The sequence below is a fragment of the Mycobacterium sp. genome, assembly GCF_050700595.1.
Lineage (GTDB): Bacteria > Actinomycetota > Actinomycetes > Mycobacteriales > Mycobacteriaceae > Mycobacterium.
In genome coordinates this window covers 1-16,257 of the sequence record NZ_JBOHHI010000038.1, presented here as the reverse complement: position 1 = coordinate 16,257, position 16,257 = coordinate 1, and the positions used below count along the sequence as shown (strand labels likewise).

15 protein-coding genes are annotated in these 16,257 nt (G+C 66.9%); 13 read left to right on the top strand and 2 right to left on the bottom strand.

Going from position 1 to position 16,257, the window contains the following annotated elements; all coding sequences use genetic code 11:
* A partial coding sequence (locus tag ACRDTL_RS03565) for a glutamate-cysteine ligase family protein (RefSeq protein WP_431505340.1) occupies positions 1-679 on the bottom strand: 679 nt, incomplete at its 3' end.
* 180 nt (positions 680-859) lie between these two features.
* On the opposite strand from ACRDTL_RS03565, the gene dapB reads away from it, so the two are divergent.
* The 13 genes from dapB (at position 860) to ACRDTL_RS03500 (ending at position 15,469) form a co-directional block, all read left to right on the top strand.
* Positions 860-1,597, top strand: a complete 738-nt coding sequence (gene dapB / locus ACRDTL_RS03560) for a 4-hydroxy-tetrahydrodipicolinate reductase (RefSeq protein ID WP_431505339.1) — start codon at positions 860-862, stop codon at positions 1,595-1,597.
* Entirely contained in the window at positions 1,594-2,058 is a 465-nt protein-coding gene (locus ACRDTL_RS03555) for a hypothetical protein (RefSeq protein ID WP_431505338.1), read from the top strand. Before dapB ends, ACRDTL_RS03555 begins: the two co-directional genes overlap by 4 nt.
* A complete protein-coding gene (locus tag ACRDTL_RS03550; protein WP_431505337.1) occupies positions 2,055-2,510 on the top strand; it encodes a flavodoxin family protein in 456 nt (151 codons plus the stop codon). Before ACRDTL_RS03555 ends, ACRDTL_RS03550 begins: the two co-directional genes overlap by 4 nt.
* Before the next feature lie 32 nt (positions 2,511-2,542).
* Positions 2,543-4,060, top strand: a complete 1,518-nt coding sequence (locus ACRDTL_RS03545; RefSeq protein WP_431505341.1) for a class I adenylate-forming enzyme family protein — start codon at positions 2,543-2,545, stop codon at positions 4,058-4,060.
* On the top strand, positions 4,057-7,236 hold the full coding sequence (locus tag ACRDTL_RS03540) for a carboxyl transferase domain-containing protein (protein ID WP_431505336.1): 3,180 nt from the start codon (positions 4,057-4,059) through the stop codon (positions 7,234-7,236). The genes ACRDTL_RS03545 and ACRDTL_RS03540 overlap by 4 nt, the downstream gene beginning before the upstream one ends.
* Before the next feature lie 17 nt (positions 7,237-7,253).
* A complete protein-coding gene (locus ACRDTL_RS03535; protein ID WP_431505335.1) occupies positions 7,254-8,075 on the top strand; it encodes an SDR family oxidoreductase in 822 nt (273 codons plus the stop codon).
* A gap of 11 nt (positions 8,076-8,086) precedes the next feature.
* Positions 8,087-9,322: an acyl-CoA dehydrogenase family protein gene (locus tag ACRDTL_RS03530; protein ID WP_431505334.1), complete on the top strand. Its 1,236-nt coding sequence runs from the start codon at positions 8,087-8,089 to the stop codon at positions 9,320-9,322.
* A gap of 1 nt (position 9,323) precedes the next feature.
* Positions 9,324-10,094: an SDR family oxidoreductase gene (locus ACRDTL_RS03525; protein ID WP_431505333.1), complete on the top strand. Its 771-nt coding sequence runs from the start codon at positions 9,324-9,326 to the stop codon at positions 10,092-10,094.
* A gap of 12 nt (positions 10,095-10,106) precedes the next feature.
* On the top strand, positions 10,107-11,291 hold the full coding sequence (locus ACRDTL_RS03520; RefSeq protein ID WP_431505332.1) for an acyl-CoA dehydrogenase family protein: 1,185 nt from the start codon (positions 10,107-10,109) through the stop codon (positions 11,289-11,291).
* Positions 11,288-12,379 carry an acyl-CoA dehydrogenase family protein gene (locus ACRDTL_RS03515; protein WP_431505331.1) on the top strand — a complete coding sequence of 364 codons (1,092 nt, stop codon included), beginning with the start codon at positions 11,288-11,290 and terminating at the stop codon, positions 12,377-12,379. The genes ACRDTL_RS03520 and ACRDTL_RS03515 overlap by 4 nt, the downstream gene beginning before the upstream one ends.
* Before the next feature lie 10 nt (positions 12,380-12,389).
* The gene (locus tag ACRDTL_RS03510; protein WP_431505330.1) at positions 12,390-12,848 is read left to right on the top strand and encodes a DUF3237 domain-containing protein; all 459 of its coding nucleotides are present in this window, start codon (positions 12,390-12,392) and stop codon (positions 12,846-12,848) included.
* Between the two features lie 17 nt (positions 12,849-12,865).
* Positions 12,866-13,846: an aldo/keto reductase gene (locus ACRDTL_RS03505; protein ID WP_431505329.1), complete on the top strand. Its 981-nt coding sequence runs from the start codon at positions 12,866-12,868 to the stop codon at positions 13,844-13,846.
* Positions 13,847-14,227: 381 nt separating this feature from the next.
* Entirely contained in the window at positions 14,228-15,469 is a 1,242-nt protein-coding gene (locus ACRDTL_RS03500) for an IS110 family transposase (protein ID WP_431505328.1), read from the top strand.
* A gap of 253 nt (positions 15,470-15,722) precedes the next feature.
* Here the strand turns inward: ACRDTL_RS03500 and ACRDTL_RS03495 are convergent.
* Positions 15,723-16,257, bottom strand: a 535-nt coding sequence (locus tag ACRDTL_RS03495; protein WP_431505327.1) for a DUF222 domain-containing protein, incomplete at its 5' end; no start/stop codon positions are given.

Here is a 16,257-nt window from a genome sequence, read left to right as displayed (position 1 = left end):
CGGAGTCCAGCTCGCTCCACACCCGCTGGCGGGTCGACTGCCAGCCGGAGAACTTGGCGCCCAGCAGCGGGGAATTGGCGGCAATCGCGACCATGGTGGGGCCCAGCGCATGCGCCAATCTGACCCGGGCCGCCCAGCGGGGCCGCGGACCGGCGTCGAGGTTGACCTGAATCGAGGCCGTCGACGTCATCATCGCCGCGCCGGCGGCACCGGTGTGGCTGGCGGTGAAGAACTGTTCCATGGCGCGATAACGCAGCCCCGGATTGATGCGCCGGGCCGGCCGTAACGGGTCGGTGCCCAGCAACACCAGCCCCAGGCCGGCCTCGGCGAAGCTCTTCCGCAGCACCCGTTGGTCGCTGCTCATCGCCTCGATTGCCGGCACCGCACCGGTTACCGGCGGGCCCGACAATTCCACCGCGCCACCCGGTTCGACGGTGACCACGCTGCCCCCCGGCAGCACCGGAAGTGACCCGATCACACCGCTGATTTCGTCCCAGGTCGGCCTGCGGTGCGGCTCGACCGGGTCGAAGCAATGCGCCTCGAGCTCCAGGCCGACCCGCCCCAGCGCAGCATCGGTCAAACAGGTGTCGGTGAGGTACCGCGCGGCGTCCGACGAACCAGCAAGTTGGCCGTCGGCGAGGCAGGTCTGATCCAGCTGCGACGCGACGGCAAACGCCATATTCCCGATCCCTTCCGCCCGCACCGGGGATGTCGCAGGCTACTGAGTATTCGTGGCCGCGTCCCCCATGGTTGGGTCCGCCAATATGACGTGAGCGTGCGCAGAATGCCGGCCGCACCGGCGTGTCGGTGTACAAACACGCACGTTCGCGCCAGGTGACGGTCGCAGTAGGCTGCACCCATGCGGGTAGGAGTGCTCGGCGCGAAAGGCAAAGTCGGCTCGACGATGGTGCAGGCGGTGCAAGCCGCCGAGGATCTCACCCTGTCGGCCGAAGTCGACGCCGGCGATGCGCTTAGCCTGCTGACCGACAGCCAGACCGAGGTCGTCATCGACTTCACCCATCCCGATGTCGTGATGGACAATCTGAAGTTCTTGATCGACAACGGGATTCACGCTGTCGTCGGCACCACCGGGTTCACCGAAGAGCGGCTACGACAAGTGCGGTCGTGGCTGGCCGCCCAACCCGGTACCGCAGCGATCATCGCGCCCAACTTCGCGATCGGGGCGGTGCTGTGCATGCATTTCGCCAAGCAGGCCGCACCGTTCTACGAGTCGGTGGAGGTCATCGAACTGCACCACCCGCACAAGGCCGACGCCCCGTCGGGCACGGCGGTCCGCACCGCCGAACTGATTGCCGAGGCGCGAAAAGACCTGCCGCCCAATCCCGATGCGACAACCAGCAGTCTGCCCGGTGCACGCGGCGCCGACGTCGACGGGATTCCGGTGCATTCGGTTCGGATGGCAGGGCTGGTCGCTCACCAGGAGGTGCTGTTCGGTACCGCGGGGGAAACCCTGGCCATCCGCCACGACAGCATCGACCGCGCCTCGTTCGTGCCCGGTGTGCTGTTGGCGGTGCGCCGCGTCCACGATCACCCCGGTTTGACCGTCGGAATCGAATCTCTACTCAGCCTGCGATGACCGGCACCGGGCGCGCAGTCCGCATCCAACTGTCGATCGCGTTCATGTGCCTGGCACTGCTGGTGTACATGGTGCTGCTCGGCCGGTCCGCGGTGTTGTTGATCGGCTCCGGACGCGCCGTGACGGTGGCCCTGGGAGCGGCGTTGTTGCTGCTGCCGGCTATCGGGCTGTGGGCGATGATCGCGACCTTGCGTGCCGGTTTCGCTCATCAGAAGCTGGCCCGGTTGATCGCTGAAGACGGAATGGAACTCGACGTCGCGGCGTTGCCGCGGCGGCCGTCCGGTCGCATCGACCGGGTCGCGGCCGACGCGCTGTTCGACACGGTCCGCGATGAGCTGCACAGCGACCCGGACAACTGGCGGCGCTGGTACCGGCTGGCCCGCGCCTACGACTACGCCGGGGACCGGGTCCGCGCCCGGGAAGCCATGAAGAAAGCCGTCCAGCTGCAGGAGCGCGAATGAGCAAGACACTGCTCGTCGTTCATCACACTCCGTCGCCGGCCACCCGCGAGTTGCTGGAAGCCGTGCTCGCCGGGGCGAACGACCCCGAGATCGACGGTGTCGACGTGGTGGTGCGGCCCGCGTTGGCGGCGACCGTGCCGGACATGCTCGAAGCCGACGGCTACCTGTTCGGGACGCCGGCGAACCTGGGTTACATGTCGGGGGCGCTCAAGCACTTCTTCGACACGATTTACTACCCCAGCCTGGATCACGTGGCGGGCCGGCCATACGGTCTATGGGTGCACGGCAACAACGACACAGTGGGCGCGGCGAGCGCGGTGGACAAGGTGGCCACCGGGCTGTCGTTGGCCAAAGCCGCCGACGTGCTCGAGGTGGTCGGCGGGATCGACGCCGCGATTCGTGAGCGGGCCTACGAGTTGGGTGGGACGCTGGCTGCAACGCTGATGGGATGACCGAAGGAGCGGACATGACCCACACGAGCGCGGTGACCGAGATTTCACGCGACGCTAACCCATTTCCACCGATCGGTGTGTCTCGGGACCGCAACGACATTCCGCACTACGACCAGTTGCCGGCCACGCTGCTGGACATGCTCGCGCAGCACGTCGACACCCGGCCGGACGGCGAAGCTCTGATCGAGCTCGGCGCCGACCGCCTGACCTACCGGCAGTTGTGGGATGCGGCGGCCCGGGTGGCCGGCGGGTTGCGGGCGGGCGGTCTGCAGCGTGGTGAGCGGGTGGCGCTGCGCTACCCCGCGGGTCGGAACTGGGTGCTGGCGTTCTGGGGCACCGTGATGGCCGGTGGGGTGGCCGTGCCGGTGAATACCCGGTCGGCGCAACCGGAGGTCGAGTTCATTCTGTCTGATGCGGGGGCGCGGGTGGATCTGGCGGCCGACACACCGTTGCCCGACGGCAAACCCGCTGTGGTCGACGATCTCGAACGCGCCGACATCGCCGCGCTGTTCTACACGTCTGGCACCACCGGACGGCCCAAAGGGGTGCCGACCACCCACGAGGCGTTTCTGACCAACGCGGAAAACATGCTGCGCTGCGTCGGTCTCGAGCGCGACATCGGTGAGGAGTTTCGCACCCTCATATCGGTGCCGCTGTTCCACGTGACCGGCTGCAACTCGCAACTGTTAGCTGCCGCCTACGTCGGCGGAACGTCGGTGATCATGCCGGCCCTCGATCTCCCCCAGGTGATCGCGATGCTGCCTGGCGAGCGGATCTCATCGATGGTGACCGTTCCCGCGGTCTATGCATTGTTACTGCGGCACAAGGACTTCAGCAGCACCGACGTGTCCGGCGTCCGCTGGGTCGGCTACGGAGGTGCCCCGATCGCCCCGTCGTTGGTGAAGGGAGTGAAAAAGGCGTTTCCGCAAGCCCGGGTGTTCAACGGGTATGGGATGACCGAAACCGCGTCGCTGATGACCGCGCTGCCCAACGAGGACGCCGTCGACCACGCGGACTCGGTCGGGTATGCGGTGCCGTCGGTGGATCTCGGCGTGATTGCCTACGGTGACGACCCGTCCGTTGGCGAGTTGGTGACGCGCGGCGCCAACGTGACTGCGGGCTACTGGAACCGGCCGGAAGCCACCACCGCCACCATCATCGATGGCTGGCTGCACACGGGTGACGTGGTGCGGGTCGACGAGGCGGGCCGGGTGCACATCATCGATCGGCTCAAGGACATCATCAACCGGGGCGGGGAGAACGTCTCCAGCGTCGAGGTCGAGGCGGTGCTGCTGTCGGCACCCGGTGTCGCCGACGCCTGCGTGCTGGCGGTGCCTGACGAGGTCATGGGCGAAAAGGTCGGTGCCGTGCTGTTCGGCGAGCAGGTCGACGTCGGCGCCGTCCTCGACTACTGCCGGGGACAGCTTGCCGACTTCAAGATTCCGCAATACGTTTCGGTCGCCGCCGAGGCCCTGCCGCGCAACGCCGGAGGCAAACTCCTCAAGGGCCGGCTCCGCGACCAGGTGCAGTGGGGCGCCGCAGTACGATGACGCTGCTGATCGCCAACCGCGGTGAGATCGCACTCCGAATCATCCGTACCGCGACCGAATTGGGTATGACGACAGTCGCGATCTACGCCGAGGACGACGCCGAGAGCCCACATGTGCACGCGGCGGACGAAGCGGTCGGTCTGCCGGGAACGGGTCCGGAAGCATACCTGGACCAGACCGCGATCTTGGCCGCCGCCAAGACATCCGGCGCCGAAATGATTCATCCGGGCTACGGATTCCTGTCCGAGCAGGCCGGGTTCGCGCGTGCCTGCGCGGCGGCGGGGTACGCGTTCGTCGGGCCGGATCCTGATGTGCTGGAGCTCTTCGGCGACAAGTCGGCGGCCCGCCGCGCCGCAATCGCGGCGGGGATTCCGGTGCTGCCGGCCACCGACGGGCCGAGCAGCCTCGAGGACATCCGCGCCTTCTTCGCGGGCCACCAGCAGGGCATCGTGATCAAGGCGCTCGCCGGTGGCGGCGGCCGGGGCCTGCGGGTCGTCCGCAGCCCGGGGGAGATCGACGATGCCTACCGGCGCTGCGCCGCTGAGGCCCGACATGGTTTCGGGGATGCCGCGCTATTCGCCGAGGCCGTGTGCGACGACGCGCGCCACATCGAGGTGCAGATCGTCGCCGCGCCGACACGTGCGCTGGCCCTCGGTGACCGGGACTGCAGCATCCAGCGGCGCTACCAGAAGCTCATCGAAGTCGCCCCTGCACAAGGGATTTCCACCCGGTTGCGCCGCGAACTGCACGCCGCCGCGGCGCGGCTGGCCGGACACGTCGGATACCGCGGGCTGGCGACGGTCGAATTCCTGGTGGTCGGTGAGCAGTTCGTGTTCCTCGAGGTCAATCCGCGCATCCAGGTAGAGCACACCATCACCGAGGAGGTCACTGGGGTGGACCTGGTGTCCGTGCAGTTGGCCATCGCCGGCGCCGCGTCGTTCGACGAACTGGGGCTACCGGCCGGAATCGATAGCAGCGGTACCGGCGGCGAACCCGCCGCGGCGCGAGGCGTCGCCATCCAGACCCGGGTCAACATGGAAACGATCGACGCCGATGGGTCGGTAATACCGTCGACGGGAACTCTGGTGGCGTTCTCGCCGCCGAGCGGTCCCGGCGTACGCGTCGACACCTTCGGCCGCCCGGGATTGACGCCGAGCCCACTGTACGACTCGCTACTGGCCAAGGTGATCACCCACGTGCACGGCTCGTCGTTTCCCGCGGCGGTACGCAAAGCGCAGGCGGCCCTGACCGAATTCGGCGTCGAAGGCATCCGCACCAACATTGGATTACTGCGTGAACTGTTGTCCGACAGCCAGGTTCAATCCGGTATCGTGACGACGGGCTTCGTCGACGCGCGGCTTCCGGCGCTGGCCCGCGCCGCGAAGTCTACCCAACACGAAGTCCGGGTTGCGCCGCCCGAGCTGTACCCGGGTGAGGAGGTGCTGCGCGCGCCGATGGCCGGCACCGTCGTCGAGGTGCCGGCCGAGGATGCCGAGTTCACCGCGGGCACACCGTTGGTCGTCCTCGAGGCGATGAAGATGCAGCATGTGCTGGCGGCGCCGGACGCGTTGCGCACGGTGCGGTGCCTGGTTAGCCCGGGGCAGATCGTCGGCACCGGAGAACCGTTGGTGGTCTTCACCCGTACCGGTCTCGGTGCGGAAGACGCGGCGGCAGCCGAACTCGATCTCGACCGCACCCGCGGCGACCTCGACGACGTCCGTCGCCGCCACCTGCTCACCGTCGACGAGGGCCGGCGGGTCGCGGTTGGAAAGCGGCACGAGCAGAATCGCCGCACCGCGCGGGAGAACATCGCCGACCTGGTGGATCCGGGCAGCTTCGTCGAATACGGTGCGTTGGCGGTCGCCGCGCAGCGCAGCAGGCGCTCCGAGGAGGACCTGATCGCCAACACCCCGGCCGACGGCCTGGTCGCGGGCCTGGCGAGGGTCGGCGGAGCTGAAGCAATCGTGCTGTCCTATGACTACACCGTGCTCGCCGGCACTCAGGGCATGCGCAATCACGCCAAAACCGATCGGGTCTTCGAATTGGCCGCGCGCAAAGGGATTCCGGTGGTGCTGTTCGCCGAAGGCGGCGGTGGCCGGCCCGGTGACACCGACGTCGTCAACATCGCGGGACTGGACGTGCCGACCTTCCGTGCGCTCGGCGCGTTGAGCGGCCGGGTCCCATTGGTGTCGATCGTCTCGGGACGCTGCTTTGCCGGCAATGCCGCACTGGCCGGGACCTGCGACGTGATCATCGCGACGCCCGACGCCAACATCGGTATGGGCGGCCCGGCGATGATCGAAGGCGGCGGACTGGGAGAGTATCGTCCGGAGGACATCGGACCCGTCGACGTGCAGCGACGCAACGGGGTGGTCGGCCTGGTCGCGCGTGACGAAGCGCACGCCGTGGCGCTGGCCAAGCAGTATCTGTCGTACTTCGGGGGCGCCATCGACGACTGGGAGGCACCCGACCCGCGATTGGCGCGACATGTGGTGCCGGAGAATCGGTTACGGGCCTATGCCGTGCATCGCGCGATCGAGGCGATCGTCGACGTGGGTACGGTGCTCGAGTTGCGGCCGGACTACGGCGTCGGGGTGGTCACCGCGCTGGTACGCGTCGAGGGCGTGCCGTTCGGACTGCTGGCCAACAGCAGTCATCACCTCGGCGGCGCCATCGACTCCGAGGCTGCGGACAAGATCGCCGACTTCCTGATCCTGTGCGAATCATTCCGGTTGCCGATGGTTTCGCTCTGCGACACACCGGGATTCATGGTCGGTCCGGACGCGGAGGTCGACGGCGCGGTCCGGCGGTTCAGCCGGCTGTTCGTCCACGGAGCGCGGCTGACCGTGCCGTTCGGAATGATCATCCTGCGCAAGGGGTATGGACTGGGCGCGATGGCGATGGCGGGCGGGGCGTTTCATGCGCCCGACTTCACGGTGGCCTGGCCGACCGGCGAGATCGGCGGGATGGGGCTCGAAGGTGCGGTGCGGCTGGGATTCTCCAAGGAGCTGGCCGCCGTCACCGACCCGGTCGAGCGTCAAAACCTGTTCGAGAAGCTCGTCGAGGCGGCCTACCAGCACGGCAAGGCGCTCACGTCGGCCACCACCTTCGAACTCGACGACGTGATCGACCCGGCGGACTCGCGGGCCTGGATCACCAGGCTGTTGCAGGGCTGACGAAAGGACTCTCGAGTGTGAACGTTGATCACAAGATCGCGATCGTCACCGGCGGCGGCGGCGGCATCGGCGGCGCGCTGGCCAGAAAGCTCGCCCAACAAGGCGCACGAGTCGTGGTCGCCGACCTGGACGCCGCGACCGCCGAACCGGTGGCGGACGACATCAACGCCGAGCGACCCGGCGCGGCGATGGCTGTTGGGGCGGACGCGTCCGACAGCAGGCAGATCCGGCGATTGATCGACCTCGCGGAGCGCGAATTCGGCCCGGTCGACCTGTATTTCGCGAACGCCGGCATTACCGGCGCCGTGGGCCTGGACGTCAGCGAAGCCGACTGGGACCGCAGCATCGACATCAACCTGCGCGCCCACATCCGCGCCGCGCAGTTGCTGGTGCCAGGCTGGGTCGAGCGTGGTGAGGGTTACTTCATCAGCACCGCGTCGGCGGCCGGGCTGCTCACCCAGCTCGGCTCGGCCACCTACTCGGTCACCAAGCACGCGGCTGTCGGTTTTGCCGAATGGCTGAACATCACCTACGGCGATCAAGGCGTGCGGGTCAGCTGTCTGTGCCCGATGGGTGTGAACACCAAGCTGCTCTACGGCGGTGAGCAATCCGGTGACGCGTTGGGTGACCTCGCCACCCGGGCCGTCACCGCCGCGGGCGCCGTGCTGGAGCCCGACGCCGTCGCCGACGCTGTGCTGGCCGCCATCGACGAGGAGCGGTTTTTGATTCTGCCGCACCCCGAAGTGCTGAAGATGTACCGGCACAAAGGAATTGACTACGACCGATGGCTGCGCGGCATGCGCCGCTACCAGCGCAGCCTGCTGGATCACGACCGCTGAGAGGAGCCACCATGTCCCTATTCGAAATATCCGATCGCGCAAAGAATTACCAGGCGGATCTGCTGGAGTTCATGGATTCGCACGTCTACCCGGCCGAAGCCGTTTACGACGAGCAAATGCGCGCATCCGGCGATCCGCACTTTCAGCCGCCCATCATGGAGGAGCTCAAGGCCGAGGCCCGCAAGCGGGGCTTGTGGAACCTCTTTCACCCGCACCCCGAGTGGGGACCCGGACTGAGCAATCTCGAGTACGCGCCGCTGGCAGAGATCATGGGCCACAGCCCCCACCTCGCCCCCGAGGCATGCAACTGCAGCGCACCCGACACCGGAAACATGGAAGTGCTCACGCTGTTCGGCACTGCCGAGCACACCGAGAAATATCTCAAGCCGCTGCTGGACGGAACTATCCGCTCGGCGTTCGCCATGACGGAGCCGCAGGTGGCCAGTTCGGATGCCACCAACATCGAACTCTCGATGGTTCGCGATGGCGGCGAGTATGTGCTCAACGGACGGAAGTGGTTCGCCTCCAACGCCTTGCATAAGAACTGCAAAGTGATGATCGTGATGGGCAAGACGGATCCGACGGCCGCGCCGCACCGGCAGCAGTCCATGATGGTCGTGCCCATCGACGCCCCCGGGGTCACCGTGATGCGCGGGCTGCCGGTGTTCGGCTACCAGGACCGCGAAGGTCACGCCGAGATCGACTTCACCGACGTGCGGGTGCCGCTCACCGACGTGCTCAAGGGCGAAGGCGAGGGCTTCGCGATCAGCCAGGCACGCCTGGGCCCCGGCCGTATCCACCACTGCATGCGCGCGATCGGCATGGCCGAGCGGGCGCTCGAACTACTGTGCCGGCGTGCGCAATCCCGGCTCACCTTCGGCAAGCCGATCAGCGAGAACGCCAACATCCAGGACTGGATCGCCGAGTCGCGCATCGATATCGAGATGATCCGGCTGCTCACCCTCAAGGCCGCCTACCTGATGGACACCGTCGGCAACAAAGAGGCCCAAACCGAGATCGCGGCGATCAAGGTCGCGGCCCCGAAAGTGGCGCTGAAGGTCGTCGACCGCGCGATCCAGGTACACGGCGGGGGCGGCGTCACCGACGACTTTCCGCTGGCCATGGCATGGGCGCACCTGCGCACGCTGCGGCTGGCCGACGGGCCGGACGAGGTGCACAAGCGAGCCATCGCGCGTCGCGAGCTGCGCAAGTACCGCGATCACATTCCCTATCAGAAGGTGAGCTGAGATGACCACGCAAGACCTCACCGGCCGCACGGCGATCATCACCGGAGCCTCGCGCGGGATCGGGCTGGCCATCGCACAGCGGTTGGCGGGCGCTGGCGCGAATGTCGTGCTGACCTCCCGCAAGCAGGACAGCGCCGACGCCGCCGCTGCGCAGGTCGGCGGCGACGCTCTGGGCGTGGCCGCGCACGCGGTCGACGAGGACGCCGCGCGCCGCTGCGTCGATCTCACCCTCGACCGCTTCGGCAGGGTGGACATCCTGGTCAACAACGCCGGAACCAACCCGGCCTACGGCCCGCTGATCGAGCAGGACCACGGCCAGTTCGCCAAGATCTTCGAGGTCAACCTGTGGGCGCCGCTGCTGTGGACCTCGCTTGCGGTCAAGGCATGGATGGGCGAACACGGCGGCGCGGTGGTCAACACCGCGTCGATCGGCGGCCTGCATTTCGGGCCCAACATGGGCCTGTATGACGCCACCAAGGCCGCCCTGATCCACGTCACCAAGCAACTGGCGCTGGAACTTTCGCCGCGGGTGCGGGTCAACGCGATCTGCCCGGGCGTGGTGCGCACCCGACTCGCCGAGGCGCTGTGGAAGGGACACGAGGACCCGCTGTCGGCGTCGATCGCGTTGGGGCGTATCGGGGAGCCGGTCGACGTGGCAGCCGCGGTCGGCTTTCTGGTCTCGGATGCGGCGAGCTGGATCACCGGCGAAGCCATGGTGATCGACGGCGGCCAGTTGCTCGGCAACGCGCTGGCGTTCCGTCAGGCTGAATGAACGGAGGCACCGATGAGCACCGATGAGGATCTACGCGCCCGGGTACAGGCACTGATAGACGAGCACGATCCGGCGAGCTGTACTCCTCGCGATTTTTTGGGTGCGCGGTTCGACGCGGGACTCGCCTGGGTGCACTTCCCGCGGGGCTGCGGCGGGCTCGAGCTGCCGCGGGGCTTTCAGGCACAGGTCGAGGCACAACTGGCCGCGGTCGGCGCGCCGCCGGGCGGCGGCGGACGCAACGGCATCGGGATGGGCATGGCTGCGCCGACGATCGCCGCGTTCGGCACCGACGAGCAACAGCGAAAGTTCCTGCGGCCGTTGTTCACCGGAGAGCACATCTACTGTCAGTTGTTCAGCGAGCCGGGCGCCGGATCCGATCTGGCGGGCCTCGCCACCCGCGCGGTCCGCGACGGTGACGACTGGATTGTCAACGGGCAGAAGGTGTGGACGTCCGGCGCGCAGTATGCGCAGATGGCGATCCTGGTGGCACGCAGCGATCCGACGGTTCCCAAACATCAGGGACTGACCTACTTCGTGTGCGACATGACCGGCGACGGCGTCGATATCCGTCCGCTGCGCCAGATCACCGGCGAAGCCGAGTTCAACGAAGTGTTTCTCACCGATGTGCGGGTGCCCGACGCGAACCGGCTCGGCCCCGAGGGCGGCGGCTGGAAGGTGGCCACCACCACGCTCAACAACGAACGGGTCGCCATCGGCTCGTTGTCCGGCGTCGGACGCGAAACCGGGATGATCGGCAAGGTCACCGAGGCGTGGCGGGCCCAACCCGAGTTGCGCAACCCCGCGATGCACGACGAGCTGATGCGGCTATGGGTGGATTCCGAAATTGCCCGGCTGTCCGCCGTGCGGCTGCGCCAGCGACTCACCGCCGGACAGCCGGGACCCGAGGGTGCCGGCATGAAGTTGACCTTCGCGCGGCTGGCACAGGCGATTTCGGGGTTCGAGATAGAACTGCATACCGAATCCGGATTGCGCTATGACGACTGGACCATGCGCAGGCCCGACATGGTTGACTTCACCGGGCGCGAGCCCGGGTACCGCTACCTGCGGGCGAAGGGCAACTCGATCGAGGGCGGGACATCGGAGATCCTGCGTAACACCATCGCCGAGCGGATCCTCGGCCTGCCGCCCGAACACCGGGTCGACAAGGAGCTCGCCTGGAAGGATCTGGATCGATGAGCGACCTGCTGTACTCCGACACCGAGGAAGCCCTGCGCGACAGCGTGCGCCGCCTGTTTGCCGACCGCTGCCCGCCGGAAGCGATCATTACTCTGTATGACGCTGAGCCACAAGACTTCTCCGATCTGTGGCGGGCGCTTGCCGTCGATCTGGGCGTGGCCGGGTTGCTGGTGCCCGAGTCGCTCGGCGGTGCGGGAGCAAGCGCCCGCGAGGCCGCCGTAGTGATGGAGGAGGTCGGCCGGGCGGTTGCGCCGGTGCCGTTCTTGTCCAGTGCGGTGCTGGCCACGGTCGCGCTGATGGCCGGCGGTGACACGGAGACGATGACGGCGCTGGCGGCGGGCTCGCTCACTGCGGCACTGGCGGTACCGGTTTCCACCGCACCGGGTGATGCGGCGGCCGGTGTCAGCGTGGGTAGTGACGGCCTGGCCGGAAGGGTCACCAGCGTGGCCGGCGTCGCCCAGGCCGACGTGCTGGTGGTGCCGGCAGCAGGCCCGGACGGACCGGAGCTGCACACCGTCTCAACGAGCGCGGCAGGTGTCGACATATCACCGGTGCTGACGCTGGACATGACCAGGCCGCTTGCCGACGTGCGGTTTTCCGGCGCGGTATCGACCAGGGTCGGCGCCGGATCGACCGCGGTGATGTCGGCGCTGCAGACGGGAGCGGCGTTGCTCGCCTCCGAGCAGCTGGGTGTCGCACAATGGTGTTTGGACACCACGCTGGCTTACGTCAAGGGCCGCAAGCAATTCGGTCGCGCCATCGGCTCGTACCAGGCGATCAAGCACCGGCTGTCGGATCTATGGCTGGAGGTCAATTCGGCGGCGGCGGCCGCCCGATACGCCGCGGACACCTGCGCCCGCCGCGACGACGATGCGGTGATCGCGGCGGCGGTGGCGCAGGCCTACTGCAGCGGCGCGGCCGTGCACGCTGCCGAGGAGTGCATACAGCTGCACGGCGGCATCGGGATGACCTGGGAGTATCCCGCGCATTTATATCTGAAGCGGGCCAAAAGCGACCAGTTGTTTTTCGGCACCGCTTACCGCCACCGCGCCCGGTTGGCCGAGTTGGTCGACCTGCCGCACGACTGAAGGAGTTGACGTGAGCCTTGAATTGGCGCATGAGTTTTCGTTCTGGGCGTCGCTGAACCCACCCGCCGACTTCGGCGCGGGTCCGCTGGGCCGGCGGACGTATTTCGAGGTGACGGCAGGCGCGGCCAACGGCGAGCGGTTCAACGCCACCGCGTTCGGCGGCGGCGGCGACTGGATCCTGATCGGACCCGACAACTATGCGCGCATCGACGTGCGGCTGCAGTTCAAGACCGACGACGGCGCGCTGGTGTACGTCCAATACTTCGGGCTGCTCGAGCTGAATGCCAAAGTCGGTGAGGTGATGGCAAGCGGTGGCAACACGATGTACGAGGACCAATATTTCCGCACGACACCGCGCCTGGAAACCGGCGACGAGCGCTACGCGTGGTGCAACCACAGCGTGTTCGTCGCCCGCGGTCACCTGCTCGAGGGCCCCAAGGTGGAGTACGAGGTGTACCGCGTCTTGTGAGGGACAGGAGTTCGACCATGGATAAGCGCATCCTCGGTAACAACCTCGAGGTCTCGGCGATCGGGTTGGGCTGCATGGGCATCAGCCGCGGCTACGGGCCGTCGGGACCCAAAGACGAGATGATCGCGCTGATCCGCTCCGCCGTCGAGCACGGTGTCACCTTCTTCGACACCGCCGAAGCCTACGGAGACAACGAACAACTCGTCGGCGAGGCGCTGGGGCCGTTCGCCGGGCAGGTGGTCATCGCGACCAAATTCGGCTTCGCGTTCGACGCGACCGGCAACATCGCGGGACTCAACAGCCGACCGGAAAACATCAGACAGGTCGTCGACACCTCGCTACGGCGGCTCGGCGTCCAGACGATCGACCTGCTCTATCAACACCGCGTCGACCGGGAGGTGCCCATCGAGGAGGTGGCCGGCACGGTCAAGGAGATGATCGCTGCCGGCAAGGTCAAGCACTTCGGCATGTCCGAGGCGTCCGCTGAAACCATCCGCTGCGCCCACGCCGTCCAACCCGTCACCGCCGTGCAAAGCGAGTACTCGATCTGGTGGCGCACACCGGAGACCGACGTGCTGCCCACGTGTGCCGAACTCGGCATCGGCTTCGTGCCGTACAGCCCGTTGGGCAAAGGCTTTCTCACCGGAAACATCAGTGAAAAAACGCAATTCGACCGCTCCGACATCCGCAGCACCATTCCCCGTTTTGCTGCCGACGCGCGGGCCGCCAACCGGGCCGTGGTCGATCTACTGGCGGCGATCGCGGCGCGCAAGAACGCGACGCCCGGTCAGATCGCGCTGGCCTGGCTGCTCGCGCAACGGCCGTGGATCGTCCCCATTCCCGGCACCCGCCGCCTCGATCGCCTCCGGGAGAACAACGCGGCGGCCGATGTCGTGCTGACCGCCGACGACCTCCGCGAGATCGACGACGCCGCAGCCGACATCACCGTGCAAGGTGCGCGCTATCCCGAGTTCATGCAGCGGCTGATCGGCGGCTGACCTGGCGGGCTACCTCGCCCTACCGCTCGACGCGCTCCGGATCGCCCAGGGCGTTGTAAAACCCGACTTGGCTCAAATTAGCTCTTCGGGCGCTTCGCTCCACCGTGGTGATCGAAAATCTGGCCGGCGCGTTGCGTTTCGACGTGGTGGGCGCTGAGGTCAGCGCATGCGCGGCGAACGGTTCATGCTGGAGGGTGTTTCGGTCGACCCCGGTCGCACTATGTTGCCTGTGAGCCCGCAAATTAGCCTGAGGGTGGAGAGCCCCTTATCCACGGGGACCGTGGAATGTTGCCGTAGAGCACGAGTGTCAGAATTCTGTTTCACCCCGCTCTCCCCGAGGCACACCTCTTGGTCAATCATGTTGAGAGATGGTGATTTTGGATGGATGTAGTGCACCCGCGGTGCGCGGGAATCGACTGCTCGAAGAAAGACGCGAAGGTCTGTGTGCGGATTCCGGGCCGAGGACGCAGACGAGCGTCGTCGACGGTGACGACATGGGGTGCCACGACTTCACAGATCCTGGCGTTGCGTGAGCACCTGATCGCGCAGAAGGTCACGTGTGTGGTGATTGAGTCCACCGGCGACTATTGGAAGCCGTTCTACTATTTGCTCGACGATGAGCTGAACATGATGCTGGTCAACGCGTCGCGGGTGCGCAATGTGCCCGGCCGCAAGACTGACGTTTCCGACGCGGCGTGGCTGGCCGATCTCGGGGCACACGGGCTGGTGACGGCGTCGTTGGTGCCGCCACCGCCGATCCGGGCGCTGCGGGATCTGACCCGCGCCCGCACCCACATCACCCGGGAGCGCTCACGGGAGGTAATGCGCCTGGAGAAGCTACTCGAAGACGCCGGGATCAAGCTGTCGTCGGTGGCCACTGACATCACCGGAGTGTCCGGAAGAGCGATGCTCGAAGCGCTGATCGCCGGCCAGCGGGATCCGGCCATGATCGCCGATCTGGCCAAGCGCACCTTGCGCCGCAAGATCCCGGACCTGACTGAGGCGTTGGTCGGCCGATTCAATGAGCACCACGCATTCATGGTGCGGTTGTTCCTCGACCGCATCGATGCTCACACCGCCGATATCGGTCGCCTTGATGAGCGGATCGAGGAGGCGATGGCCCCCTTTCGCGCCGCCCGGGACCTGTTGATCAGCATTCCCGGGTTCTCCACCAGGACCGCCGAGGTGTTCATCGCCGAAACTGGCGGGGACATGAGCGTGTTCCCCAGCGCCGGGCAGTTGGCGTCATGGGCAGGGGTCTCACCGGGATCCAACGAATCCGCCGGACGGGTGAAATCGACCAAGACACGTCCCGGCAATCCCTATCTCAAAGGTGCGCTCGGGGTTTCGGCAATGTCAGCGGCACGCTCGAAGAACTCGTTCTTCGCCGCCAAATACCAACGGATCAGATCCCGACGCGGGCCGATGCGCGCGCTCGTCGCCGTCGAGCACGCCTTGATCATCACCGCGTGGAACATGCTCACCAACGGTGCGTTCTACCGCGAACTCGGAACCGACTACTACACGCTGCGCAAACCCGCGAAAACCAAGGCCCGAGCCGTCAGCCAACTCGAAGCTCTCGGCTACACCGTCACGCTGAAACCACTGGCTGACATCGCATAGGGAATCCGGCAGTTCAATCAGTGGTCACCAACTCGTGGTCACCTCAATTTTCGTGTCAGTGCGTACGTCAGCGGGGATCTTGATGAGGGCGTGGCGGAGATCGTCGGGTAGCGGCCCGGCGCAGTTGCGGGTTTGGTTGTCGGCCGTGATTGTCGAGATCCGATAGCAGCGGGTATCGCAAACGAATTGCTCTATTCCTCAACCTGTTTGGGCTTCGGTACAGTGCCGGCAATGACCGGCTCCGGTAGCCAACCTAGTTGTTTGTTGGTGGCGGCTGCGGCTGGAAGGGTTCATACCACCACCAGTCGGCGCGCTCGCCGGTGGGCCCGGGGCACGGTGGGACAGCGGGCGGGGGAAGGTTCGGCGCACGCGCGAGCGATCCTGCGCGCAGCCGTCGACCGCAGCTGTCGGTGACGATGAGATCGTCGGCGGGTCCGGCGATGGTGATGACGCGCCGGTGGTGGCACCGATGGTGATAGGGGCATACCAACACCAGGTTGAACAACTCGGTCACACCACCGTCGTCCCAGTGCCGGATGTGGTGTGCGTGCAGACCGCGGGTGGCCCCGCAGCCGGGAACCGCGCAGGTGGGATGGCGGTGCTCGAGCGCGCGGCGAAGCCGCCGGTTGATCAGCCGGCTTGCTCGGCCGGCGCCGATGACCTGCCCGTTACGTTCGAACCAGACTTCGCAGGTGGCATCACAGCTCAGGTATCGGTGTTCGGCGTCGGACAGTAGCGGGCCCAGGTGCAGCGCCGCAATGCGGTCCTTGACGTCTAGATGCATCACC